Below are 25079 nucleotides of genomic sequence, written 5' to 3' on the forward strand. Positions count from 1 at the left end.
AAGTGTTTCGCGCTACGCGGCCGGGCGGCTCCAGCGCGGATCGCGGCCCGTGCCCGCCAGCAGGGCCTCGAAGGCGGAGGCCCCGGCGGGCATGGGCGCCGGCTCGCCGAAGACGCCCGCCTTCCGGGCGGTGGGCCCCATCACGGCCACCAGTTCCTCCTGCGCCCGCAGCCCCTCGGTGTCCGGTGTCCAGGGCAGCCCGGTGGCGCGGGCGAGGTCCCAGGGGTGCACCGTCAGGTCCAGCAGCGCCGTCGCGCCGACGGTGCGCGCGGGCAGGTTCATCGACCCGGCCACGCCCTCGTCGGCGCCCGGTACCGCCCAGGCGGCCACCAGCCGTCCCGTCTCCTCCTCGAAGCGCGCCCCCCGGACCGTCTCGCCGTACTCGGCGAGACGGTCCGGGGTGACGGAGAAGTCGGCCTCCTCGCGCGCCGCGGAGGCCTGGAAGCCGACGACCACGTGGAAGAGGTGGTTGAGCAGGTTCCGCACGTCGTACTCGGCGCAGGGCGTCGGCGCGTCCAAGGCGTCGTCGGGCAGCGCGCGCACCAGGGGCAGGGCCCGGTCGCGGGCCGCGGCGAGCAGTTCACCGGTTCTCGTCGTCATGGGGCCGACGCGAGGGCGGGGCAAAGCCCGGCGGCTTGAAGAAACGCGACAGGGGTGCACCGTAGGATCGCCGGTATGGCAGGTCCGGACAGCCCGCGCCGCGACACCCGGGGCATCGTCATGGGGCCGACGCGAGGGCGGGGCAAAGCCCGGCGGCTTGAAGAAACGCGACAGGGGTGCACCGTAGGATCGCCGGTATGGCAGGTCCGGACAGCCCGCGCCGCGACACCCGGGGCATCGTCGACGCCCCGGAGCTCTTCGCCCGCGTCCGCTTCCGGCGCCGGGCGCCCGCTCCCGCGCTGCGCCCGTACCTGGAGCACTACTGGCTGATCGACTGGGACCTCGCCGAGCCCTACGCCTCGCACGTCGTGCCGCACCCCTCGGTCAACATCGTCTTCCAGCGCCACGGCGCCGCCCCGGACTTCGGCGAGGTCTCGGGGATCGGGCTGGAGCTGTTCACGCAGAAGCTGGAGGCCACCGGGCGCGTCTGCGGCATCCAGTTCCGGCCCGGCGGCTTCCGGCCCTTCTCGCCCGCGGTGCCGGTGTCGCACTGGACGGGCCGGCGTGTCCTGCTCGACGACGCGCTGCCCGGCCACGAGGCCGTGCCGGGCGCGGTGCTCGGCCCTCGGGACGAGGACACCCGCGTCGCCGCCCTCGACGCGTTCCTGCTGTCGCTCGCCCCCGCACCCGACCCGCAGGCGGCCCTCGCCGCGGCGCTGGCCGACCGCATCCGGCACGACCGCTCCATCCTGCGGGTCGAGGACTTCGCCCGCTCCGAGGGCATGTCCGCCCGCTCGCTGCAGCGGCTGTTCGCGGCGTACGTCGGCGTCAGCCCGAAGTGGGTCATCCTCCGTTACCGCATCCACGAGGCCCTGGAGCGCGCGGAGTCCGAGGCGGCCGTCGACTGGTCCGCCCTCGCCGCGGAACTCGGCTACAGCGACCAGGCCCATCTGGTCCGGGACTTCACCGCGACCGTCGGCGTGCCGCCCACCGCGTACGCGAGCTGACCCGCGCGCGGCACCGCGAACGGCCCGGCCCCACCCGGGCCTCGTCACCAGCCCGACGGCGCGGCGATCGCCGGGCCGGTGCACCATCAACGACCCCGTGCCGTTCGGGGAACGGCGAGGAACGAGTACGCCGCAACGTGCGGCCGCCGCCAGCCCCACCTCCCCGGCGGTTACCAACTCCTGACCTCCGCACATGCGTCGGAGGCCACCATGACGGGGCATACCGACATCGAGTGCGCGCAAGCGGCCCGTCACCCACACGCGCACAGGTCGCGCGCGCGGCAGAGGAGGCCCGCCCATGACCGGTCCCATCACGCCCCGGCTCACCCCGATACCCGTCGACGGCACGACGCCGTGCGGCCGCGTCGCCGCCGACGCGGCGCGACCGTGCGCGGAACCCGCGCGGTGGCACATCCAATGGCTGCCCGGGCACGGCTCGTTCGCGTGCGCGGCACACATGGTGGAGGCACGGCGGCTGTTCGCCTACGTCGACCGGCACCAGGTCGGCCCGGACTGCAACATGCCCGGAGCGCTGTGGGCGGCGGGACGGTGCGCCGTGCCCCGGGGCCAGGCGCGGGCGGCCTGACCCGGGGCGGTCCGGCTCAGCCCGAGAAGGCCTCGAGAATGCGCGCGGCGGCCAGGGTGGGCGTCAGCGTGCCCTCCCGGACCTGCCGTTCGATCTCCGGGGTCAGCCTGCGCACCTCGGGGTGGTCCCGCAGGCGGCCCAGCAGTTCCTCGCGGACCATGCTCCAGGCCCACTCCGTCTGCTGGTCGCGCCGCTTGGCGGCCAGCCGGCCCGTGGACTCCAGCAGCGTGCGGTGCTGCTCCAGCCGCTCCCACAGGGCGTCGAGGCCGGTGCCCTCGCGGGCGCTGCAGGTGAGCACGGGCGGAGTCCAGGCGGAGTCCACCGGGGTCATCATCCGCAGGGCGCCGGACAGTTCGCGTGCGGCGGCGCGGGCGTCGCGCTCGTGCGGGCCGTCGGCCTTGTTGACGGTGATGACGTCGGCGAGCTCCAGGACGCCCTTCTTGATGCCCTGGAGCTGGTCACCGGTCCGGGCCAGCGTCAGCAGCAGGAAGGTGTCGACCATGCCCGCGACCGCGGTCTCGGACTGTCCGACACCCACGGTCTCGACGAGCACCACGTCGTAGCCCGCCGCCTCCACCACGACGACGGACTCCCGGGTCGCCTTGGCCACGCCGCCGAGCGTCCCGGCCGACGGCGAGGGCCGCACGAAAGCCGAGCGGTCCACCGCGAGCCGTTCCATCCGGGTCTTGTCGCCCAGGATGGAGCCGCCGGTCAGCGTGGACGACGGGTCGACGGCGAGCACCGCGACCCGGTGGCCGAGGCCGGTGAGCAGGGTGCCGAAGGCGTCGATGAAGGTCGACTTGCCCACCCCCGGCACCCCGCTGACGCCGATCCTGCGGGCCTTGCCCGCGTGCGGCAGCAGCTCGGTCAGGAGCCGCTGGGCGAGCTCCCGGTGATCGGGCCGCGACGACTCCACCAGGGTGATGGCGCGCGCGATCCACGCCCGGGAGCCGTCCAGCACGCCCTTGACGTACGCGTCGAGGTCGATGGTGGGAGGCATGGGCTCACAGTTCGTGGCCGAGCGCGGCGGCCAGCCGCGTGACCAGGTCGTACGCCGAGTCGGGGATGACGGTGCCGGGCGGGAAGACCGCGGCCGCGCCCATGCCGAGCAGTTCGGGGACGTCCTGCGGCGGGATGACGCCGCCGACCACGATCATGATGTCCTCGCGGCCCTCGGCCGCCAGTTCCTCGCGCAGCGCGGGCACCAGCGTGAGGTGCCCGGCGGCTAGCGAGGACACGCCGACGATGTGCACGTCGGCCTCCACCGCCTGCCGGGCGACCTCGGCGGGGGTCTGGAAGAGCGGCCCGACGTCCACCGTGAAGCCCAGGTCCGCGAAGGCGGTGGCGATCACCTTCTGGCCCCGGTCGTGGCCGTCCTGGCCCATCTTGGCGACGAGGATGCGCGGGCGGCGGCCCTCCGCCTCCTCGAAGCGGTCGACCAGCGCGCGGGTGCGCTCCACGGACGGCGACTCCCCTGCCTCGTTGCGGTACACACCGGAGATCGTACGGATCTGCCCGGCGTGCCGGCCGTACACCTTCTCCAGGGCGTCGGAGATCTCGCCCACGGTGGCCTTTGCGCGGGCCGCGTCCACCGCGAGTGCCAGCAGGTTGCCCTCCAGCCCCCGGCCGGCGCCCCGCTCGGCGGCGGCCGTCAGCGCGCTCAGCGCGTCGCGGCAGGCGGCCTCGTCGCGCTCCTCGCGCAGCCGGCGCAGCTTGGCCACCTGCCGGCCGCGCACGGAAGAGTTGTCGACCTTGAGGACCTCGATCTGCTCGTCGCTGTCCACCCGGTACTTGTTGACGCCGATGACGGGCTGGCGGCCGGAGTCGATACGCGCCTGGGTACGGGCCGCGGCCTCCTCGACGCGCATCTTGGGGATGCCCGCGTCGATCGCCTGCGCCATGCCGCCGGCCTTCTCGACCTCCTGGATGTGCTGCCAGGCGCGCCGCGCCAGGTCGTACGTCAGCTTCTCGACGTAGGCGGAGCCGCCCCACGGGTCGATGGCCCGGGTGGTGCCGGACTCCTGCTGCAGCAGCAGCTGGGTGTTGCGGGCGATGCGCGCGGAGAAGTCGGTGGGCAGCGCCAGGGCCTCGTCGAGGGCGTTGGTGTGCAGCGACTGGGTGTGGCCCTGGGTGGCGGCCATCGCCTCCACGCAGGTGCGTGTGACGTTGTTGAACACGTCCTGCGCGGTGAGCGACCAGCCGGAGGTCTGGGAATGGGTGCGCAGGGAGAGCGACTTGTCGTTCCCCGGCTCGAACTGCTTGACCAGCCTGGCCCACAGCAGGCGGGCCGCGCGCAGCTTGGCGACCTCCATGAAGAAGTTCATCCCGATCGCCCAGAAGAAGGACAGCCGCGGCGCGAAGGCGTCGACGTCCAGGCCGGCGCCGAGCCCCGCGCGCAGGTACTCCACGCCGTCGGCGAGGGTGTAGGCCAGCTCCAGGTCGGCCGTGGCCCCGGCCTCCTGGATGTGGTAGCCGGAGATGGAGATCGAGTTGTAGCGCGGCATCTTCTGCGAGGTGTACGCGAAGATGTCGGAGATGATCCGCATCGAGGGCTTGGGCGGGTAGATGTAGGTGTTGCGGACCATGAACTCCTTGAGGATGTCGTTCTGAATGGTCCCCGCGAGCTTCTCGGGCGGTACGCCCTGCTCCTCCGCCGCCACGATGTAGAGCGCGAGCACCGGCAGCACGGCGCCGTTCATCGTCATCGACACGGTCATCCGGTCCAGCGGGATGCCGTCGAAGAGCTGCCGCATGTCGTAGATGGAGTCGATGGCGACGCCCGCCATGCCCACGTCGCCGGTGACGCGCGGGTGGTCGCTGTCGTAGCCGCGGTGCGTCGGCAGGTCGAAGGCGACGGACAGGCCCTTCTGGCCGGCGGCGAGGTTGCGCCGGTAGAAGGCGTTGGACTCCTCGGCGGTGGAGAAGCCCGCGTACTGCCGGATCGTCCAGGGCTGGTTGACGTACATCGTCGGGTAGGGGCCGCGCAGGTACGGGGCCATGCCCGGGTAGGTGCCCAGGAAGTCCAGGCCCTCCAGGTCGCGGCCGGTGTAGAGCGGCTTGACGCCGATGCCCTCGGGCGTCTCCCACACCAGGTCCTCGGCGCCGCGGCCGGTGGTCTCCTTCACCGCGGCGCGCCACTGCTCCTCGGTGGCGCCCTCGCCGGCGCCCGGTCCGAGTTCGATCTCCGAGAAGTCGGGGATCCGCATCACGCCACTCCCATCCGGTCGAGAACGGAGGTCAGGACGGCGACCGCGTCGCCGCCCGCGAAGACGAAGCCGTCGACACCGGCCGCCGTGTAGGCGGCCTCGCGCTCGCCGGGGCGGCCGGCCAGGAACACCCGGCCCGCGCCCGCCGCCTTCAGGGCCCCGGCGACATCCGCTGCCTGCTCCGCGTAGAGCGCGTCGCTGGAGCACAGGCAGGCGATCTGCGCTCCGCTGCGGACGAAGGCCTCGGCCGCGCTCGTGGCGTCGACCGTCACCGGGTCGTGGACGGGCTCGACACCGCCGGCCTGGAAGAGGTTGGCGGCGAAGCCGACCCGGCCGGTGTGCGCGGCGGCGGGGCCGAGGGCCGCCAGGAAGACCTTCGGGCGGGACCCGGTCGCGGCCAGGTGGGCGTCAGAGCGGGCCCGCAGGCTCTCGTAGGCCTCGTCGCGGCGGACCTTCGGCAGGCCGCCGGAAGGGGCGGCCGGGGCCGGGTCGCGCTCGACGGGCGCCTCGGACAGCAGCGGGAACTCGCTGACGCCGGTGATCGGCTCACGGCGTTCGGCCAGTGCCCGCGTGCGCTTCGCCCAGGTCGCGGCCAGGCGGTCGGCGACCAGGCCGGAGGCGAGGGCGGCGGCCTGTCCGCCGGCGCGCTCCAGCTCCTGGAACCAGGCCCAGGCGGCCCCGGCGAGTTCGTCGGTGAGCCGCTCCACGTACCAGGAGCCGCCCGCGGGGTCGACGACCCGGGCCAGGTGGGACTCCTCCACGAGGATGGTGGAGGTGTTGCGGGCGATGCGGCGCGCGAAGGCGTCGGGCAGGCCCAGCGCGTGGTCGAAGGGCAGCACCGTGACGGAGTCCGCGCCGCCGACGCCGGCGCCGAGCGTGGCGACGGTGGTGCGCAGCATGTTCACCCACGGGTCGCGGCGGGTCATCATCACCGGTGACGTGACGACGTGCTGGCGCTGCCCCGCGGCGGCCGCGGTCGCGCCGCACACCTCGGCGACGCGGGCCCACAGCCGGCGCGCGGCGCGCAGCTTGGCGATCGTCAGGAACTGGTCGGCGGTGGCGGCGTAGCGGAACTCCAGCTGTGCGCAGGCCGCGTCGACCGGCAGCCCGGCCTCGGTGAGCGCCCGCAGGTAGGCCACGCCGGTGGCGAGGGACGCGCCGAGTTCCTCGGCAGCCGAGCCGCCCGCCTCGTGGTACGGCAGGGCGTCGACGGTCAGCGCGCGCAGCCCCGGATACCCCTCGTGGGCGCGGCGGGCGAGTCCCACGGCGGCGGCGGTGCGCTCGGCGAGGGCGTCCGCCCCACCGGTACGGGCGGCGTGGCCGAGGGGGTCGGCGCCGAGGTTGCCGCGCGCGGCCCGGCGGGGCACGCCGCGCTCTTCGTACAGCGCGAGCAGCGCCTGCCCGGCCGCCTCGAAGTCCGCGCCGGCGTCGAGCACGACCGGGGCGAGGTCGAGGTAGACGCCGTCCAGGACCGTGCCGAGCGCGGACACCGGGAGCCCGGCGTCGCCCAGCACGAGCCAGAGGGACGTGACGCCGTTCTCGAGATCGGCGAGCACGGCCTCGTTCGTGCGGGCCGCGTCGGGCCGCGCGTGGCGCTGGCGTACGTCCCAGCCGCCGAGGACGGCGCCCGCCGGGGCACCGCCCCGGGTGTAGGGCGCGAAGCCGGGGAGTCCGACGCCGTCGCCGAAGGCGTCGGGCGCGTCGGGCGCGGTGTACAGCGGGCGCGTGGTGAGCCCGTCTTCGAGGCTGGTGGACAGCGCGTCCTCCGCCGCCTGACCCGAGACGTCCTTGCCCGCCTTGCGCAGGACGCCCTCTACGAGGCGCCGCCACTGCTCGTGGGTCGCATCCGGGAATTCGGCGGCCAGGGAAAGCCCGTCGTCAGGCAGGACCGTCATGCTCAGAGGTTAGTGCCCGTTAGCAGGTGAGCAGCAGGGGGCACACCTGTGACCTTGCCCATTCCGGTGCGCCCTTGATCCGTTCGGACGCGATGCCCTATCGGCCGGCGGGGCGGGGGCGCCGTCCGAACGGCGCCGCCGGCGCTATTCGGCGGCCCGTCCCGACGCCCCGGCGCGGGCGCCGGTCGCGGCCCGCGTGAGGTCGGCGACCTGTCGGCGCAGCTCACGGACCTCCAGCAGCAGCTCCTCGGTGACCTCCTGGACACGCCGGTTCTCCTCCTCGTCCTCCTGGAAGCGCGCCAGGAACCACGCGGCGATGTTGGCGGTGACCACACCGAGCAGGGCGATGCCCGAGAGCATCAGCCCGACGGCGATGAGCCGGCCGACGCCCGTGGTGGGGGCGTGGTCCCCGTAGCCCACGGTCGTCATCGTGGTGAAGGACCACCACAAGGCGTCGCCGATGGTGCGGATGTTGCCGTGCGGTGAGCCGCGCTCGGCCTCGAGGACGGCGACCGACCCGAACGCCAGCAGGCCGAGCACCGCACCCACGACATAGGTCGTCAGGCGCACCTGAGCCGCCAGCCGTACCCGCTGGCCGACCAGGAAGAGCGCCGACACCAGCCGCAGCAGGCGCAGCGGCTGGAGCAGCGGGAGGAGGACCACCGCCAGGCTGAGCGGCTGCCGCCTGACGAATTCCCAGCGCCGCTCGCTCAGGGCCAGGCGGACCGCGTAGTCGGCGGCGAACAGGGCCCAGACCGTGCGCTCCGTCCAGTGCGCGGTGGTGATGAGCGCGGGGTCGGCCGCCGGCACCAGGATCGGCAGGGCGTACGCGGCACCGAACACCGCGGCCAGGGCGAGCAGCGACGCCCTGGTCCGCTGCTCCCAGCGTTCGAGACGGTTCATGGGCTCAGTGTGCACGCTCTCCCGGCATCCCACGGCGGCACGTCAGGCCCCGCTCACGGCACGGCCGACCGCGGGACCGGTTGGGGCAGGCTTCCCGAACGGTTCGTGTACTGGCCCCCACTTGTTCGGACAAGTTGAGGAAGCTGACGGCTTCGCACATCCGACCGCCCATCGCATCCCCTTGGGAGACAGTCCCCTCATGAACGCCCTCGACCGCAGAAGGTTCATGCAGCTGGCGGGCGGCACCGCCGCCCTGACCGCGCTGTCCACCAGCATCGCCCGCGCGGCGGAGATACCCGCGCACCGGAGCACCGGCTCCATCAAGGACGTCGAGCACATCGTGGTCCTGATGCAGGAGAACCGCTCCTTCGACCACTACCTCGGCACCCTGCGCGGCGTCAGGGGGTTCGGGGACCCGCACCCGGTGACGCTGCCGAGCGGCAAACCGGTCTGGCACCAGTCGGACGGCACGAAGGAGGTGCTGCCCTTCCGCCCGGACGCCGACGACCTCGGCCTCGCCTTCCTGGAGGACCTGCCGCACGGATGGAAGGACACCCAGGCGGCCTTCAACAAGGGCAGGTACGACCGGTGGATCCCGGCCAAGTCCGCCACGACGATGGCGCACCTGACCCGCGAGGACATCCCGTTCCACCACGCGCTCGCCGACGCGTTCACGGTCTGCGACGCCTACCACTGCTCCTTCATGGGCTCCACCGACCCGAACCGCTACTACCTGTGGACGGGCCACACCGGCAACGACGGCAAGGGCGGTGGCCCCGTCCTCGGCAACGACGAGAAGGGCTACTCCTGGACGACCTATCCCGAACGGCTGGAGAAGGCCGGGGTCTCCTGGAAGATCTACCAGGACGTCGGCGACGGCCTGGACGCCGCCGGCGGCTGGGGCTGGATCGACGACGCCTACCGCGGCAACTACGGTGACAACTCGCTGCTCTACTTCGACCAGTACCGCAACGCCAAGCCCGGCGACCCGCTGTACGACAAGGCCCGCACCGGCACCGACGCGCGCAAGGGCGAGGGCTTCTTCGACGTCCTGCGTGCCGACGTCAAGGCGGGGAAGCTGCCGGAGGTCTCCTGGGTCGTCGCCCCCGAGGCCTTCACCGAGCACCCCAACTGGCCCGCCAACTACGGCGCCTGGTACATCTCGCAGGTCCTCGACGCGCTCACCTCCAACCCCGAGGTGTGGAGCAGGACCGCGCTGTTCATCACCTACGACGAGAACGACGGGTTCTTCGACCACGTCGTGCCGCCGTTCCCGGCCGGCTCGTCCGCGCAGGGCGCCTCCACCGTCGACGTCGGCCTCGACCTCTACGCCGGCGACAGCGGGCGCCCGGCGGGTCCGTACGGCCTGGGCCAGCGCGTCCCGATGTTCGTCGTCTCGCCCTGGAGCAAGGGCGGATACGTCTGCTCGCAGACCTTCGACCACACCTCCATCATCCGCTTCGTGGAGCGCCGGTTCGGCGTGACCGAGCCCAACATCTCCCCCTGGCGCCGCGCCGTCTGCGGCGATCTGACGACCGCCTTCGACTTCCGGCACAAGGACAGCCGGCCCCCGCGGCTGCCGGGCACCGACGGCTACCTCCCGCCGGACGGCGACCGTCACCCCGACTACTCGCCGGTCCCTCCCGCCGTGGGATCGCTGCCCCGTCAGGAGCGCGGTCTGCGCCCGGCGCGGCCCGTCCCGTACGACCTCGCCGCGGACGGCGGGATCAGCGCCGCGGGCTCGCTGCGGATCGAGTTCGCGTCCCACGGCGAGGCCGGAGCCGCCTTCCTGGTCACCTCCGCGACGGACGCCTCCGGTCCGTGGACGTACACCGTTGGGGCGGGGCACTCGCTCACCGGCGCCTGGGACCTCCCCGCGGGCGCCCACGGCGACTACGACGTGACCGTGCACGGCCCCAACGGCTTCCTGCGCCGGTTCGCCGGCCGGGTCGCGGCGGCGGGTGCCGAGGTCAGCGCCCGGCACGACGGCAGGAGCGGCGCCGTGCGCCTGGTCCTGACCAACCACGGCCACGAGACGGTCACGCTCACCGTCCGGGACGGCTACGGCGAGCACAAGGCGGCCTCCCACCGGCTGCGTCCGGGCGCCCACGTGGTCCACGTCGCCGGGACCGAGCGCACTCACGGCTGGTACGACCTGACCGTCACCGCCGGCCACGACGGCGGCTTCGAGCGCCGTCTCGCCGGTCACGTCGAGACGGGCCGGGACAGCACCAGCGACCCGGCGATCGGCGGCTGACGCACCGCGCCCGGAGCGCGCCCGCTACATCGGCTCGACGTAGCGGGCGCGCCACTCCGGGCGGGGGTCGGAGCCGGGGCTCGTCCAGTACTCGCGTCCGGCGACGATCCGCCCGTCGCGGACGGTCCAGAACGACGCGGCGTGGAACAGGCCGAGGTCCACGTGCGGCACCTCGACCTCGGAGACCGCCTGATCGCCCTCACCCACGATCTTGAGCACGCGGACCGACCAGCCCTGCGGGTACTCGCTGTTGACGGCGAGGAAGTTCGCCCTGCCGACGATGCGCTCGCCGCTCACGGGCCACTCCACCACGGCGTCCTCGGCGATCAGTTCACCGGCACCGGCCCAGTCGCGCGCCTGGATGCGCTGCCACAACTCTTCGACGACCTTCGCAGACTCCATGCTCACAGCATGCCGGACGGAGCGCCGCCCGGTCCCCGGTACGGCCGGGTCTGCCGGCAGACCACGCTGGTCGTGACGCTCCCGAACCGCGCCGACTCGTCCATGACCTCCTCCAGGTGGACCATGGACGCGGCGGCGACCTTCAGCACGTAGCACTCCTCCCCCGTGGTGCCCACTCCAGGATCTCCGGGCGCCCGCCGAGCAGCCGGTGCAGGGGCTCGTGGCGGCTGCCGGGGTAGAGGCGGACGACCGCGAGGACCGGGCAACCGGCCTTGCCGAGGCCGGCCTCGGCGCGGTAGCCCGTGATGACGCCCAGGGTCTCCAGCCGGCGCACCCGCTCGGTGGTCGCGGAGGCGCCGAGGCCGACCCGTCGGGCCGGTTCGGTGAAGGGGATCCGGCCGCGCTGCAGTTCGTCGCGGATCGCCCGGACGGTCGCGTCGGGATACTCGGCCATGCGGCGAAGACACCGGCGGATCCACGGACGGGCGGCGATCACACCGGGAGGAATGCCTTCCGGCCGGGGCGGCCGGCTGGATAGCCTGACGGGGTGCGAATCGGTGTGAACGTCCCGAATTTCGGGCCCGGAACCGACCCCGGCGTGCTGCGCGACTGGGCGCGGACGGTGGAGGGGCTGGGCTTCGACCTGCTGATGGTCTCCGACCACGTCGTGGTGACCCCGGATGTGGCGGAGCAGTACCCGGCGCCCTTCTACGAACCCTTCACCACCCTGTCGTGGCTCGCCGGCGTCACCGACCGGATCCGGCTGGGCACGACGGTGCTGATCCTGCCGTACCGGCACCCGCTGCTGACGGCCCGGATGGCGGCGAACCTCAACATGCTCAGCGGCGGCCGGCTGGTGCTCGGCGTGGGAGTGGGCTGGGCGCGGCAGGAGTTCGCGGCGCTCGGGGTCCCGTTCGAGCGGCGCGGCGCGCTGACGGACGAGCACCTCACGGCCCTGCGCGGGGCCTGGAAGGACGAGGCGGACTACGCCGGCGGCCCGGTGCCGCTCTGGATCGGCGGCAACAGCGCGGCGGGACGCCGGCGGGCGGTGCGCGTCGGCGACGCGTGGCACCCGCTGCGGTTCACCCTGCCGTGGCTGCGCGAGGCCGTCGGCGAGCTCGCCTCCCAGGCACGCGAGCAGGGGCGGCCCGTACCCGCCCTCGCGCCGCGCATCGCGCTGCGGATCACGGCGGAACCGGTCACCGGACCGGACCGGCTCGCGGGTGTGGGCACCTTCGAGCAGATCACCGCCGACCTCGCGGACCTGCGGGCGCTCGGTGCGGACACCGTCGTCCTGGACCCCTTCGACGGCGACCCCCGCGAGACGCTGCGCCCGCAGACGGCGTGGCAGGCCCTCGCGGCGGTCGCCGCCCACCGCTCACGAACGGAGTGACGATGACCGACGAGATGACGACCCGTCTGCTGCGCCGGGCGGTCGAACTGGCCGCCGAGGCCCGCGCGTCCGGCAATCCGCCGTTCGGCTCGCTGCTGGCCGGGCCGGACGGGTCCGTGCTCGCCGAGGACCACAACAGCAGCCTCAGCGACGACGACATCACCGCCCACCCCGAGCTGAAGCTGGCGCGGTGGGCGGCCCGGGAGCTCGATCCGGCCACCGCGGCCGCCACCACCATGTACACCAGCTGCCAGCCCTGCGGGATGTGCGCGGGCGCCATCGAGCGCTCGGGGCTGGGGCGCGTGGTCTACGCGCTCTCCACCGACCAGCTCACCGGGCTCAAGTCGCCGGCGGCCAGGGCCGGTTTCCCGCACGTGCCGCAGGAGGGCCCGGCCCTGTACGACGAGGCCCGCGTCCCGGTCGAGGGCTACTACTGATCCCGCCGCCGGCCCCGACCCGGCCCCCTCACTCCTGCTTCTCGCCCGAGGCGAAGCGGGAGATGATCAGGGCGACGATGATGATGGCCCCGTTGAGGAACTGGTTCCACAGCGGGGGCACGCCCGCCAAGGTCATCACGTTGACGACGAGCTGCAGGGTCAGGACGCCGGTGAGCGCCCCGAAGAGCGTGCCGCGGCCGCCGTTGAGGCTGACCCCGCCGATCACGGTCGCGGCGAAGACCTGGAAGATCCAGCCGCTGCCCTGGTCCGCGGAGATCGAGCCGTAGTGCCCGCTGTAGAGCACGCCCGCGAAGGCGGCGAGGACGCCGCCGACGATGAGCACCACCCAGGTGATCCGGTCCACCCGGATGCCGGCGGTGCGCGCGGCCTCGGGGTTGCCGCCGATCGCGTACAGTGCCCGGCCGTGCCGCAGCCAGGCGAGTGCGCAGCCGCCGACCGCGAAGAGCAGGGCGCAGACCCAGATCGCGGCGGGCACCCCGGCCCAGGAGGCATGCCCGAGGTAGGTGAACGAGGCGGGCAGCTCGACGATGGAACGCCCCTCGGAGATGGCGATCTGCAGCCCGCGCAGCATGGTGAGCGCGCCGAGGGTGACGATGAAGCCGTTCAGCCGCAGCTTGAGGATGAAGAAGCCGTTGACGGCGCCGATGACCGCGCCCACCAGCAGGCACACGGGTATCGCCGTCCAGACCGGCAGCAGTTCCAGTCCGGTGAAGCGGCCGCCCGCGGCGGGCAGCACGAGCCAGACGGCGATGACGGGCGCGACGCCGATGGTGGACTCCAGCGACAGGTCCATCCGTCCCGCGATGAGGATCAGCGCCTGGGCCAGCACGAGCAGGCTGAGTTCGGTGGACTGCTGGGCGACGCCGATGAGGTTGTCGGAGGTGAGGAAGGCCGGCGAGACGATGAAGCCGATGACGCCCAGCACCAGGATCGCCGGGACGAGGGACAGTTCGCGGAAACGGGCGAGCCCGCCCGGTACGCGGCGCGGCGTCCCGGCCGCGGCCGCCTCGGCGGCGGGCACCGGCGGCTCGGTGACGTCAGTGGTGGTGGACATGGCTACCCTTCCTGTTCCTCTCCCTGCTCGGTGTCCCGCTCCTGCGCGGGACGGGCGGCCACGCCCTCCATGGCGGCGACCAGGTCCTCGTCGCGCCAGCCCCGGCCGAACTCCGCGACCACCCGGCCGTGGAACATGGCCACGATCCGGTCGCACGCCCTGAGGTCGTCCAGTTCGTCGGAGACGACCAGCGCCGCCCGCCCGTCGTCGGCGACCTTGCGGATCCTGCCCAGCAGGAACTCCTTGGAGCGCACGTCGACCCCGTTGGTGGGGCGCACGGCGACCAGTACGTGCGGGTCGGTGGCCAGGGCGCGGGCGACCACGACCTTCTGCTGGTTGCCGCCGGAGAGCGCGGAGACGGGGGTCCCCGCGCCCGGCGTCCTGATGTCCAGGTCCTTGATCATGCGCTCGGCGAACTCTCGGGTCCGCGAGGGCAGTACGGTGCCGTACGGCCCGAGCTGGCCGGTGACGGTGAGGGTGGCGTTCTCGGCCACACTGCGCGAGCCGACCAGGCCCTGGTGGTGGCGGTCCTCGGGCACCAGGCCCACCCCAGCGGCCAGGGCGGCGGGGACGCCGGAGGCGCGGACCTCGCGCCCGCCGACGGTGATCCGCCCGGCGTCGGCGCGGTGCAGTCCGGCGAGGGTCTCCGCCAGCCGGACGTTGCCGCTGGCGGTGGCGCCGGCGAGGCCGACGACCTCGCCCGCGCGCACTTCCAGGGAGACGTCCGCGTAGGCGTCGCGCAGGGTCAGGCCGGTCACGTCCAGCAGCGCCGGGCCCGCGGCGGCCGGGGTGCGGACGGACGCCGGGGCGCCCGCCGCGGGCGCGGCGGCGCTCTCCCCGGTCATCGCCTCGACCAGGGCGTCGTGGTCCAGGTCGGCCACCGGTGCGGTGACGATGTGACGGGCGTCGCGGTAGACGGTGACGGTGGTGCAGAGGTCGTAGACCTCCTGCAGGTGGTGCGAGATGAAGAGGAAGGCCACGCCCTGCCGTTGCAGGTCGCGGAGCTTGTCGAAGAGCCGGGCGATGCCGCGGGCGTCGAGCCGGGCGGTGGGCTCGTCGAGGATGATGAAGCGCGCGCCGAAGGAGAGGGCGCGCGCGATCTCGACGAACTGCCGCTGTTCGACGGTGAGGTCGCGGGCGCGCGCGGCGGGGTTGATGTCGACCCCGTACTCGCCCAGCAGTTCCGACGCGCGGCGGCGCAGCGCCGTCCACCGGATGGGGCGCAGCGGGCCGGGGCTCTGCCGGTTGAGGAAGAGGTTCTCGGCGACGGAGAGTTCGCCGATGACGGTGGAGCGCTGGTAGACGCAGGCGACCCGGGAGCGCCAGCCGTCGGTGTCGCCGAAGGAGGGCGCCGGCTCGCCCGAGAAGCGCAGGGTGCCGGTGTCGGGCTGCTGGAGGCCGGTGAGGATGCCGACGAGGGTGGACTTGCCCGCGCCGTTGCGGCCCACGAGGGCGTGCGACTCGCCCGGGGCGACCGAGATGCCCGCGTCGCGCAGCGCCACGGTGGCGCCGTAGCGCTTGCCGATCCCGGTCGCCTCGGCCACGGCCGGCGGCGCGGTGGCGGTGTCCGCCATGGTGGTCTTCCGTTCTTCGGTGCGGACGGGCGGTCAGCCGATGTTGTTGCCCCACAGGGCCTTGTCGTCGACGTTCTCCTTGGTCACCAGCGGCGCGGGGAGCTGGTCCTCCAGGCCGCCCGGGATGCTGATGATCGTCGAGTCGTGGTCGGTGGGACCGGCCTTGAAGGTCTTCCCCTCGGCGGCGGCCTTGGCGTAGTACAGCGCGTACTTCGCGTAGAGGTCGGCCGGCTGGGAGACGGTGGCGTCGATCTCGCCCTTGCGGATGGCGTCCAGCTCCTGCGGGATGCCGTCGTTGGAGACGATGCTGATGTGGCCCTTCTGCCCGGCGGGCTTGAGCAGGCCCTTCTGCTTGAGCAGGGCCAGCGTCGGCTGCAGGAAGACACCGCCGGCCTGCATGTAGATGCCGTTCAGGTCGGGGTGCTGCGCGAGCAGGCTCTGCAGCTTGGCGGAGGCGACGTCGCCCTTCCAGTCGGTGGGCAGCTCGAAGACCGTGATGCCGGGGAACTTCTCCTTCATGCACGCCGCAAACGCCTCGGAGCGGTCGCGGCCGTTGATGGAGTCCAGGGCGCCCTGGAACTCGGCGACCTTGCCCTTGCCGCCCAGTTGCTCGCCGAGGAACTCGCAGGCCTTGGTGCCGTAGGCCTTGTTGTCGGCGCGGACGACCATGTAGACGTCGCCCTTGTCGGGGCGCGTGTCCACGCTGACCACGGGGATCTTCTTGCCGGCGAGGGTGTCCAGGGTGGAGGCGATGGCGCCGGTGTCCTGCGGCGCCATGACGACGGCCTTGGCCCCGGTGTTCTGGAAGACCTGGACGTTGGCGACGAGCTTGGTGACGTCGTTCTGGGAGTTGCTCCGCGGCAGCGCGTTCAGGCCCTCGTCCTTGATGCCCTTCTCGAGGTACTGGGCGTAGGAGTTCCAGAAGTCGGAGTCGGAGCGCGGCAGGTCGATGCCGATGGCGGGCCTGCCGCCGCCGGAGCCGGCGGCGGCGCCGGTGCTGCCGCGGTTGCAGGCGGTGGCGAGGGCGGCCGTGACGAGAACGGCCACGGCCATCGCGGCGGTGGAGCGCGTGCGGGCGGGCTTCATGCCGTGTTCTCCCTGTCCGGGTAAGCCGGGCGATTCATCCGAGGTATCCCGGACGAGAGGAAGGTAAGTCCGTCTCGCGAGCCTGACAACCCCTTATACGGACACGATCGAATGGAGTTCGACAGGCGAGACATCCGAGGAATGGATTGCCAGTCCTGTCGCGGGGCCCTAGAGTCACCGTGGCGCGAGACCTCCGATGTCTTGGCCAGGCCGAGCGTGAAAGGCAGCCACTTGTCCGCAACCTCCGCCCGCATCACCGCGATCGACACCAGCGACATCCGCTTCCCCACCTCGCGGGAGCTCGACGGCTCGGACGCGATGAATCCGGATCCCGACTACTCCGCCGCGTACGTGGTGCTGCGCACCGACGCCGACGACGGCCACGAGGGTCACGGCTTCGTCTTCACCATCGGCCGGGGCAACGACGTCCAGGTCGCGGCGATCGAGGCACTCCGCCCCCATCTCGTCGGCCGGCCGGTCGAGGAGCTGTGCGCCGACCCCGGCTCCGTCGCGCGCGACCTGACCGGCGACAGCCAGCTGCGCTGGCTGGGGCCCGAGAAGGGCGTGATGCACATGGCGATCGGGGCCGTCGTCAACGCCGTGTGGGACCTGGCCGCCAAGCGCCGGGGCCTGCCGCTGTGGCGGCTGCTGGCCGAGGCCGAGCCCGAATGGCTGGTCTCCCAGGTCGACTTCCGCTACATCGACGACGCCCTCACCCCCGAGCGCGCGCTCGAACTGCTGCGCGCGGGCCGCGAGGGCGCCGCCGAGCGCACCACCGCGCTGCTGGAACACGGCTACCCCGGCTACACCACCTCGCCCGGCTGGCTCGGCTACTCCGACGAGAAGCTGACCCGGCTCGCCGAGCAGGCCGTGGCCGACGGCTTCACCCAGATCAAGCTGAAAGTCGGCGCCGACTTCGGCGACGACGTACGGCGCATGCGCGCGGCCCGCGCCGCCGTGGGCCCGGACGTGCGCATCGCCATCGACGCCAACCAGCGGTGGGGAGTCGCCGAGGCCGTCTCCTGGGTGACCGCGCTGGGCGAGTTCGACCCGTACTGGATCGAGGAACCCACCTCCCCCGACGACGTCCTCGGCCACGCCACGATCCGCAAGGCGGTCGCCCCGGTCCGGGTCGCCACCGGCGAGCACGTGCAGAACCGCATCGTCTTCAAGCAGTTGCTGCAGGCCGGCGCCATCGACGTGCTGCAGATCGACGCGGCACGGGTCGGCGGGGTCAACGAGAACCTGGCGATCCTGCTGCTGGCCGCGGCCTTCGACGTCCCGGTGTGCCCGCACGCGGGCGGCGTCGGGCTGTGCGAACTGGTGCAGCACCTGTCGATGTTCGACTTCGTGGCGCTGGCCGGGACGACCGAGGACCGCGCCATCGAGTACGTGGACCACCTCCACGAGCACTTCACCACGCCGGTCGTCATGCGCCGCGGCCACTACACCGCCCCGGTGGCACCCGGCTTCTCCGCGCAGATGCGACCGGAAGCGATCGACGCGTACCGCTACCCCGACGGTACGTTCTGGGTGGCCGACCGGACACGGCAGGAAGGTGGGACGGCATGAGCGAGGAATCGCGCGATCTGGAGGGCCTCGGCGCCCTGGTGACGGGCGGTGCCTCCGGGATCGGCCTGGCGACCGCGCGGCTGCTTGCCGCGCGCGGCGCGCGGGTCGCCGTACTGGACCTGGCGCCGGACGGACTGCCCGGGCAGCTGACCGGCTTCAAGGCCGACGTGTCCGACGACGCCTCCACCCGCGCCGCCGTGGACGCCGCCGCGGAGGCGCTCGGCGGCCTCGACGTCCTCGTCAACAACGCGGGCATCGGGGCGACGGGCACCGTCGAGGACAACCCAGACGAGCAGTGGCACCACGTGCTCGACGTCAATGTGCTCGGCATGGTGCGCACCACCCGCGCGGCGCTCCCGTACCTGCGGCGCTCGGCCCGGCCCGCGATCGTCAACACCTGCTCCATCGCCGCCACCGCCGGGCTGCCGCAGCGCGCGCTGTACAGCGCCAGCAAGGGAGCCGTGCTCTCGCTGACCCTGGCGATGGCCGCCGACCACGTCCGCGAGGGAATCCGGGTCAACTGCGTCAACCCCGGTACCGCCGACACCCCGTGGGTGGCCCGGCTGCTGGACGCCGCCGACGACCCCGAGGCGGAACGCGCCGCCCTCGACGCCCGGCAGCCGATGGGCCGGCTGGTGACCGCCGACGAGGTGGCCGCCGCCATCGTCTACCTGGCGAGCCCCGCCGCCGCCTCCGTCACCGGCACCGCGCTCGCCGTGGACGGCGGCATGGCCGGGCTGCGGCTGCGCCCCGCCGGGCAGTGAGGGACGGGACCGCGATGCGCACCACCACCCTGGGCAGCAGCGGGGTCGCCGTCACCGAGGTGGGCTTCGGCGCCGCCCCGATCGGCAACCTCTTCACCCCGGTCGGCGACGACGCCGCCCGCGCGGCCGTGGACGCCGCCTGGGACGCCGGCGTCCGCTACTTCGACACCGCGCCCCACTACGGGCTCGGCCTGTCCGAGCGCCGGCTCGGCGCCGCCCTGCGCGACCGGCCGCGGGCCGGATACACCGTCTCGACCAAGGTGGGGCGGCTGCTGGAACCCGGCGGGCCGGGCGGGGACGACCTGGCGAACGGCTTCGCCGTGCCCGCCCGGCTGCGCCGCGTCTGGGACTTCAGCGCCGACGGCGTCCGGCGCTCCATCGAGGCCAGCCTGGAGCGCCTGGGCCTGGACCACGTCGACCTGGTCTACCTCCACGACCCCGACGACCACGCCGAGGAGGCCTTCGGCCAGGGCTACCCGGCGCTGGAGCGACTGCGCTCGGAGGGCGTCGTCCGCGCGATCGGCGCGGGCATGAACCAGACCTCCATGCTCGCCCGGTTCCTGCGCGACACCGACGTCGACGTGGTGCTGATGGCCGGCCGCTACACGCTGCTGGAGCAGGAGGGCCTGGCCGAGGTGCTGCCGCTGGCGGCGTCCCGCGGCGCGAGCGTCGTCGTGGGCGGTGCCTTCAACTCCGGCCTGCTGATCGACCCCGGCGAGGACGCCACGTACGACTACGCCCCCGCCCCGGAACCCGTGCTCGCCCGCGCCCGGCGCCTGCGCTCGGTGACGGGCCGGCACGGCGTGCCGCTGCGCGCGGCCGCGCTGCGCTTCCCCGCGGCCCATCCCGCCGTCGCGAGCACGCTGGTGGGGCTGCGCTCCGCCGACGAGGCGCGGGACACCGCCGCCCTGCTGCGGCTGCCGCTGCCGGCCCCGCTGTGGGCCGACCTCCGCTCCGAGGGCCTGCTCGGCGCGGACGTGCCCGTACCGGACGGCGAGGCGTCATGAGGGTCGCGCTGCACACGAAGGTGCGGGCGGACCCGACTGGCCGGTGTGCCGGCTCACCGCCTCCTACGCCGAGGTGGTCGACACCGCCCGCGTCCTGACCGGCAAACTGGCCGAGGCCGAGCGGCGGGAGGTCTTCTCCGGCACGGCCCGGCGCGTCTACGGGCTCTGGTCCCCCGCATGGACGGCCCCGGGCGGGGCAGGGGTGATTAGACTCCCACCCCTGGCGGCACGAGGGACGGGCGTGGGCGCGTGGGCGACGGCAGACCGGACACACCCCCGGCGAGCACGGCGGGGCGGCTCACCGTGCGCGACGTGCTCGATCTGGACCTCGTGGCGCCCTGGGTGCCGGAGGTCGTGGCCGGTTCCGCCCATCTGCACCGCGCGGTGCGCTGGCTGCACGTGGCCGAGGCACTGGACGTCGGCGTCATGCTCAGCGGCGGCGAGATGGTGCTGACCACCGGCCTGCTGCTGGCGGGCGACGAGCGAGCGCAGCGCGAGTACGTCGAGTCGATGCAGCGCGCCGACGTCGCGGCGGTCGTGCTGGGCCTCGGCCGGGCGTTCCGCACCACGCCCGAGCCGATGCGCCGGGCCGCCGAGCGCTGCGGGGTGCCGCTGATCGTGCTGCACCGCCCGGCGCCGTTCGCCCGGCTCACGGAGGAGGTGCACGCACGGCTGGTGCACGGCCGGTTCGCCGCGCTCGACCTCTCCGACCGGGTCCGCTCCTCGCTGACCGCGCTCAATCTTTCCGGCGCCAGTCTGCAGCAGGTCCTTGACGAGATCGCCGCGCACAGCGGATGTCCCGCGGTCGTCGTCAACCTCGCGCAGCGCGTGCTGGCCTCGGCCGGGGACAAGGGTTCGCTCAACGACCTGCTGCGCGACTGGGAGCGGGTCTCCGGGCAGGTCGCCGAACTGGCCGGCAGCGGCGCGGTGACGGTCGGCCCGGACGGCTGGATCGTCGCGCCGCTGGAGGCCCGGGGCCGGCAGTGGGGGCGTCTGGTGCTCTTCGGCCACCGCGGTCCGGAGGAGTTCGGCCGGGTGCTCGGCGCCCGTGCCTCCGAGGCGCTGGCCATGCACCGCCTCCTCGGCGACCAGGACCGGGGCTGGGAGGACCAGGCCGCCGAGTCGCTGCTGCACGACCTGGCGACGGGCACGGCCCGCCCGGAGCAGTTGGTCACCCGGGTGCGTGCCGCGGGCCTCCCGGTCAACCGGCGCATCTTCGTGCCCCTCGTCGTCCGCCCCCTGGGCGCGGCGCCGGAGGGCCGGGACGACCTGCCGGAGCCGATCGAGCACGCGCTGGCCGAACACCCCGGCGTGGCCGGGCTGGTGGCCCGGATCGGCACCGCCGGTACGGCGGTCCTGCTGAGCATCCCCGCCGGTCAGGACGCCGACGCCGCCGTGCGCAAGGTGGCGGTGCGGGTGCACGAGGAGCTGGCGGGGCGGGGCCGTACGGTGGTGGTCGGCGCGGGCTTCGGCTGCCGGGAACTGGACGAGGTGCGCCGCTCCTTCGTCGAGGCGGTGCACGTGGCGGACGCCGCGGTCGCCGGCCCTCCGGACGCGCCGGTGGCCCGGCTGCGCGACGTACGGCTGCGCGGCCTGGTGCGCCTGCTGCGCGACGAGCCGGAGCTTCAGGCTTTCATCGGGCGGGAGTTGGGGCCGCTGTTGGGGAACCCGGCGCTGCTGGAGGTGCTGCGCACCTATCTGGCGACGGGCCGCAACAAGTCGGCGGCCGCCCAGGTGCACCACGTCAGCCGGCCCGCCCTGTACCGGAGACTGCAGAGCATCGAGTCGCTGCTCGGCATCGACCTGGACGACTGGGAACAGCTCACCTCGCTCTACGTGGCGCTGCTCGCGCACGAGGCGCAGCGCGCCGCGGGGCCCGGGTCCGGCCGCTGAGGGCGGCGGGACCCGGGCCCGGGACGCCGCGCGGTCAGCTGCTGCGGTCCGGCGCGAGCCGGCTGAGCAGGACGTAGACCAGGAGGGATGCGGCGAGGCCGACGGCCCACCCGTAGTCCGCGAGCGGCTTCAGGAAGGGGATCAGTCCGTCGACCGGGAACGGCCCCTGCTTGACGCCCTTGGCGTCGAGTCCGGAGTGGGAGCCGCCGATGGCGAGGACACCGCCCGCCACGAACGCCGCCAGCGCCCGCCAGTTCCAGCCGCCGTCGTACCAGTAGCGGCCCTCGGATCTGTAGAGGTCGGCGAGCTCCAGCCGCGTGCGGCGCAGGATCCAGTAGTCGGCGATCAGGATGCCCGCCACGGTGCCCAGCAGGCCGCCGACGGTGCCGAGCCAGGTGAAGATGTACGCCTGCGGGCTGGCCAGCAGCTTCCACGGGAAGATGACGACGCCGACGACCGAGGTGATCAGCGCGCCGGTGCGGAAGCTGATCCTGCGCGGCGCGATGTTGGACAGGTCGAAGGCGGGCGAGACCACGTTCGCCGCGATGTTCACCGACAGGGTGGCCACCAGGACCGTGATCAGGGCGAAGAGCACCGCGGCCCAGTTGTCGAGCTTCGCGGCCAGGGCCACCGGGTCCCAGATCGGCTCGCCGTAGACCGCCTGCGACCCGGAGGTCACGAGCACCGACAGCAGCGCGAAGAGCGTCATCGTGGTGGGCAGCCCGAGGGACTGCCCCCACAGCTGGGCGCGCTGCCCGGCCGCGTAGCGGGTGAAGTCGGGGATGTTCAGGGAGAGCGTCGACCAGAAGCCGATCATGCCCATGAGGGCGGGGAAGAAGACCTTCCAGAAGTCGCCGCCCCAGCCGAGTGCGGAGGGCTGGTCGAGCAGCGGGCCGAGGCCGCCCGCCTTGTTCGTCATCCAGATCAGCAGGGCGATGGCGCCGACGATGACGAAGGGCGCGGCCCAGTTCTCGAACCGCCGCACCATCTCCATGCCGCGCACGATGATCGCGACCTGGATGATCCAGAAGACGACGAAGGACAGCCACTGCGTCCACGGGTACCCGCCGATCGTCCCGGCGTTCGCCCACGAGTCACCGAAGAGCTTCCCGGCGAGCAGGAAGATGCCGGAGCCGCCGATCCAGGTCTGGATGCCGAACCACACGCACGCGACCGCCGCCCGGACCAGGGCGGGCAGATTGGCCCCGCGCACCCCGAACGACGCACGGGCGAACACGGGGAACGGGATGCCGTACTTGGGACCGGCGTGGCCGGTGAGCAGCATCGGCACCAGCACGATGACGTTGGCGAGGGCGATGGTGAGCACCGCCTGCTTCCAGTCCATACCGAGGGCGACCAGGCCGGATGCGAGGGTCCATGAGGCGACGTTGTGGGCCATCCCGACCCACAGCGCGGTGAAGTTGTAGGTGGTCCACTTCCGCTGGGCGAGCGGAACGGGCAGCAGGTCCTCGTTGGCGTACGGGCCGGACGGGACGGCGTCGGGCGAGAGCTCGACGCGGCCGTCGGCCCCGGCTCTTCCGGCAGGGGGTGGAGCGGTGGCTGTCATGGCAGCCCCCTTCGTTCGAGGGGTACGGGGATCGAACGTGCCGTGTGGGGGGATGGCGGACCCGGGATCAGGCGCGGAGCGCGGGGATGACGGTGGAGCCGTAGGCGTCGATGGTGGACTCCTTGGCGTCGTGCATGTCGTAGACCGCGAACTGGTCGACGCCGAGGGCCTCCAGAGCGCGCAGCTTCTCGACGTGCTGCTCGGGGGTGCCGATGAGGCAGAAGCGGTCGACGATCTCGTCGGGGACGAACGCGGTGTCGGGGTTGCCGGTGCGGCCGTGGTGCGAGTAGTCGTANCCCTNGCGGGCCNTGATGTANTCNGTGAGNNCNTNGGGNACNGNGNCNGANNNCTCNCCGTACNTGGANACNAGGTCGGCGACGTGGTTGCCGACCATGCCGCCGAACCAGCGGCACTGCTCGCGGGCGTGGGCCAGCGCCTGCGGGGAGTCGTCCTCGGTGACGTACGCCGGAGCNGCCACGCACACCTTCACCTCGGCCGGGTCACGTCCGGCGGCGACCGCGGCCTCCCTGACCGCCTTGACCATCCACTCCGTCAGATAGACGTCGGCGAGCTGCAGGATGAACCCGTCCGCCTTCGCCCCGGCGATCGCCAGCGCCCTCGGCCCGTACGCCGCCATCCACACCGGCAGCCTCGCCCCCTCCTTGATCCAGGGGATGCGGACGACCGTGCCGCCGAGGTCGGCCTCGCGGCCCTCGGCGAGTTCCCGGATGACGTGCATCGCCTCCTCGATGCGCGCGAGGGTGTTGGGCTTGCGTCCGGCCACACGCATCGCCGAGTCGCCCCGCCCGATGCCGCAGATCGTCCGGTTGCCGAACATCTCGTTGAGCGTGGCGAAGGTGGAGGCGGTCACCTCCCAGGTACGGGTGCCCGGATTGGTGACCATCGGGCCGACGACCATCCGTTCGGTGTTCGCCAGGATCTGGCTGTAGATGACGAACGGCTCCTGCCACAGCACGGTCGAGTCGAACGTCCAGCCGTGGGTGAAGCCGTTGCGCTCGGCNCGCCGCATCAGCTCCACGACCCCCGCGGCGGGCGGGTCCGTCTGCAGGACGAGNCCAAAATCCATGGCTGCGCTCCCTGGGGTGGCTAGACGAGGTACTGGCATGTCTCGCGGGTCTGGTAGCGGCCGTGACCGGCCCTGCCCAGGTAGCGGTCCTGGTCGACGACGACGGTGCCGCGCGAGATCACGGTGCGGGCCTTGCCGCGCAGGTGCTTGCCCTCGTAGGCCGAGTAGTCGACGTTCATGTGGTGGGTGGCGGCGGACACGACCTGCTCCGCGTCCGGGTCGTAGACCACGATGTCGGCGTCCGCACCCGGCGCGATGGTGCCCTTGCGCGGATAGAGACCGAACATCCGCGCCGGCGTCGCACAGGCGATCTCGATCCACCGGCGGCGGCTGATGTGACCGTCCACCACGGCCTGGTGCAACAGGTCCATCCGGTTCTCCACCCCCGGCAGACCGTTCGGGATCTTCGAGAAGTCACCCCGCCCCAGCTCCTTCTGACCCACGAAGCAGAACGGGCAGTGGTCCGTCGACACCACCTGCAGGTCGTTGGTCCGCAGGGCCCGCCACAGCGCCGCCTGGTGCTCCTTCGGCCGCAACGGCGTGGAGCACACGTACTTGGCCCCCTCGAAGTCCGGCTCCGCNAGATTGTCCGTGGACAGGAACAGATACTGCGGACACGTCTCGCCGAAGACGTTCAGCCCCTCGTCCCTGGCGAGGGTGATCTGCTCGACCGCCTGCCGGGCGGAGACGTGGACGACGTAGAGCGGGGAGCCCGCGACCTGGGCGAGCCGGATGGCGCGGTGGGTCGCCTCGGCCTCCAGCAGCTCG

Annotated in this window: 21 protein-coding genes and 2 pseudogenes; 10 read left to right on the forward strand and 13 right to left on the reverse strand. The window is 73.1% G+C overall.

The genetic code is table 11. From position 1 onward, the window contains the following. Positions 1-12: 12 nt before the first annotated feature. Positions 13-600, reverse strand: coding sequence for a TIGR03086 family metal-binding protein (locus B085_RS0124135; RefSeq protein WP_018561172.1), 588 nt, complete (start codon positions 598-600; stop codon positions 13-15). Between the two features lie 197 nt (positions 601-797). On the opposite strand from B085_RS0124135, the gene B085_RS0124140 reads away from it, so the two are divergent. Together B085_RS0124140 and B085_RS0124145 are read left to right on the forward strand one after the other, a co-directional pair. After that, positions 798-1607, forward strand: a complete 810-nt coding sequence (locus B085_RS0124140; protein WP_018561173.1) for a helix-turn-helix domain-containing protein — start codon at positions 798-800, stop codon at positions 1605-1607. Positions 1608-1905: 298 nt separating this feature from the next. Next, positions 1906-2193, forward strand: coding sequence for a hypothetical protein (locus B085_RS0124145; RefSeq protein ID WP_018561174.1), 288 nt, complete (start codon positions 1906-1908; stop codon positions 2191-2193). Positions 2194-2209: 16 nt separating this feature from the next. On the opposite strand, the gene meaB is transcribed toward B085_RS0124145, so the two are convergent. The 4 genes from meaB to B085_RS0124165 all read right to left on the reverse strand — a co-directional run bounded on the left by meaB (position 2210) and on the right by B085_RS0124165 (position 8197). Then, positions 2210-3193, reverse strand: coding sequence for a methylmalonyl Co-A mutase-associated GTPase MeaB (meaB, locus tag B085_RS0124150; protein WP_018561175.1), 984 nt, complete (start codon positions 3191-3193; stop codon positions 2210-2212). Between the two features lie 4 nt (positions 3194-3197). Continuing rightward, entirely contained in the window at positions 3198-5399 is a 2202-nt protein-coding gene (gene scpA, locus B085_RS0124155; RefSeq protein ID WP_018561176.1) for a methylmalonyl-CoA mutase, read from the reverse strand. Further along, positions 5399-7294: a methylmalonyl-CoA mutase small subunit gene (gene mutA, locus B085_RS0124160; protein ID WP_018561177.1), complete on the reverse strand. Its 1896-nt coding sequence runs from the start codon at positions 7292-7294 to the stop codon at positions 5399-5401. Before mutA ends, scpA begins: the two co-directional genes overlap by 1 nt. A 144-nt stretch (positions 7295-7438) precedes the next feature. Then, positions 7439-8197, reverse strand: coding sequence for a potassium channel family protein (locus tag B085_RS0124165; RefSeq protein WP_018561178.1), 759 nt, complete (start codon positions 8195-8197; stop codon positions 7439-7441). A 199-nt stretch (positions 8198-8396) separates the two neighbouring features. Here B085_RS0124165 and B085_RS0124170 point away from each other — a divergent pair, with 199 nt between their 5' ends. Beyond that, a complete protein-coding gene (locus B085_RS0124170) occupies positions 8397-10454 on the forward strand; it encodes a phosphocholine-specific phospholipase C (protein WP_018561179.1) in 2058 nt (685 codons plus the stop codon). A gap of 24 nt (positions 10455-10478) precedes the next feature. On the opposite strand, the gene B085_RS0124175 is transcribed toward B085_RS0124170, so the two are convergent. Continuing rightward, positions 10479-10856, reverse strand: a complete 378-nt coding sequence (locus tag B085_RS0124175) for a nuclear transport factor 2 family protein (protein WP_026251375.1) — start codon at positions 10854-10856, stop codon at positions 10479-10481. Positions 10857-10858: 2 nt separating this feature from the next. Continuing rightward, a pseudogene (locus B085_RS43630) lies at positions 10859-11310 on the reverse strand (Lrp/AsnC family transcriptional regulator). 93 nt (positions 11311-11403) lie between these two features. On the opposite strand from B085_RS43630, the gene B085_RS0124185 reads away from it, so the two are divergent. Both B085_RS0124185 and B085_RS0124190 read left to right on the forward strand, forming a co-directional pair. Further along, positions 11404-12249, forward strand: coding sequence for a TIGR03619 family F420-dependent LLM class oxidoreductase (locus B085_RS0124185; RefSeq protein WP_026251376.1), 846 nt, complete (start codon positions 11404-11406; stop codon positions 12247-12249). A gap of 2 nt (positions 12250-12251) precedes the next feature. After that, the gene (locus B085_RS0124190) at positions 12252-12686 is read left to right on the forward strand and encodes a nucleoside deaminase (RefSeq protein WP_018561182.1); all 435 of its coding nucleotides are present in this window, start codon (positions 12252-12254) and stop codon (positions 12684-12686) included. 28 nt (positions 12687-12714) lie between these two features. On the opposite strand, the gene B085_RS0124195 is transcribed toward B085_RS0124190, so the two are convergent. The 3 genes from B085_RS0124195 to B085_RS0124205 are packed head-to-tail and all read right to left on the reverse strand — an operon-like array spanning position 12715 to position 16421. Next, positions 12715-13761 (reverse strand): ABC transporter permease, encoded by a 1047-nt coding sequence (locus B085_RS0124195; RefSeq protein WP_018561183.1) that lies wholly within the window; start codon positions 13759-13761, stop codon positions 12715-12717. A gap of 2 nt (positions 13762-13763) precedes the next feature. Next, positions 13764-15335 (reverse strand): sugar ABC transporter ATP-binding protein, encoded by a 1572-nt coding sequence (locus B085_RS0124200; RefSeq protein ID WP_018561184.1) that lies wholly within the window; start codon positions 15333-15335, stop codon positions 13764-13766. Between the two features lie 33 nt (positions 15336-15368). Beyond that, positions 15369-16421 (reverse strand): sugar ABC transporter substrate-binding protein, encoded by a 1053-nt coding sequence (locus tag B085_RS0124205; protein WP_018561185.1) that lies wholly within the window; start codon positions 16419-16421, stop codon positions 15369-15371. Between the two features lie 231 nt (positions 16422-16652). On the opposite strand from B085_RS0124205, the gene B085_RS0124210 reads away from it, so the two are divergent. The 5 genes and pseudogenes from B085_RS0124210 to B085_RS0124225 all read left to right on the forward strand — a co-directional run bounded on the left by B085_RS0124210 (position 16653) and on the right by B085_RS0124225 (position 21657). Then, positions 16653-17993: an enolase C-terminal domain-like protein gene (locus tag B085_RS0124210; RefSeq protein ID WP_018561186.1), complete on the forward strand. Its 1341-nt coding sequence runs from the start codon at positions 16653-16655 to the stop codon at positions 17991-17993. Next, on the forward strand, positions 17990-18757 hold the full coding sequence (locus tag B085_RS0124215; RefSeq protein ID WP_018561187.1) for an SDR family NAD(P)-dependent oxidoreductase: 768 nt from the start codon (positions 17990-17992) through the stop codon (positions 18755-18757). Before B085_RS0124210 ends, B085_RS0124215 begins: the two co-directional genes overlap by 4 nt. A gap of 14 nt (positions 18758-18771) precedes the next feature. Then, a complete protein-coding gene (locus B085_RS0124220; RefSeq protein ID WP_018561188.1) occupies positions 18772-19764 on the forward strand; it encodes an aldo/keto reductase in 993 nt (330 codons plus the stop codon). A 43-nt stretch (positions 19765-19807) separates the two neighbouring features. Further along, positions 19808-19918 (forward strand): annotated as a pseudogene (locus B085_RS51020) (amidohydrolase); the annotation flags it as partial. Positions 19919-20013: 95 nt separating this feature from the next. After that, positions 20014-21657: a PucR family transcriptional regulator gene (locus B085_RS0124225; RefSeq protein ID WP_018561189.1), complete on the forward strand. Its 1644-nt coding sequence runs from the start codon at positions 20014-20016 to the stop codon at positions 21655-21657. Between the two features lie 34 nt (positions 21658-21691). Here the strand turns inward: B085_RS0124225 and B085_RS0124230 are convergent, their stop codons facing one another. The 3 genes from B085_RS0124230 to B085_RS0124240 all read right to left on the reverse strand — a co-directional run. Then, complete coding sequence (locus B085_RS0124230) at positions 21692-23224, reverse strand: NCS1 family nucleobase:cation symporter-1 (protein WP_018561190.1); 1533 nt, start codon at positions 23222-23224, stop codon at positions 21692-21694. Between the two features lie 67 nt (positions 23225-23291). Further along, on the reverse strand, positions 23292-24311 hold the full coding sequence (locus B085_RS0124235) for a TIGR03842 family LLM class F420-dependent oxidoreductase (protein ID WP_018561191.1): 1020 nt from the start codon (positions 24309-24311) through the stop codon (positions 23292-23294). Between the two features lie 20 nt (positions 24312-24331). Continuing rightward, the coding region (locus B085_RS0124240) for an amidohydrolase family protein (protein ID WP_018561017.1) at positions 24332-25079 on the reverse strand (748 nt) is incomplete at its 5' end.

This window comes from Streptomyces sp. BoleA5 (assembly GCF_000373665.1).
Lineage (GTDB): Bacteria > Actinomycetota > Actinomycetes > Streptomycetales > Streptomycetaceae > Actinacidiphila.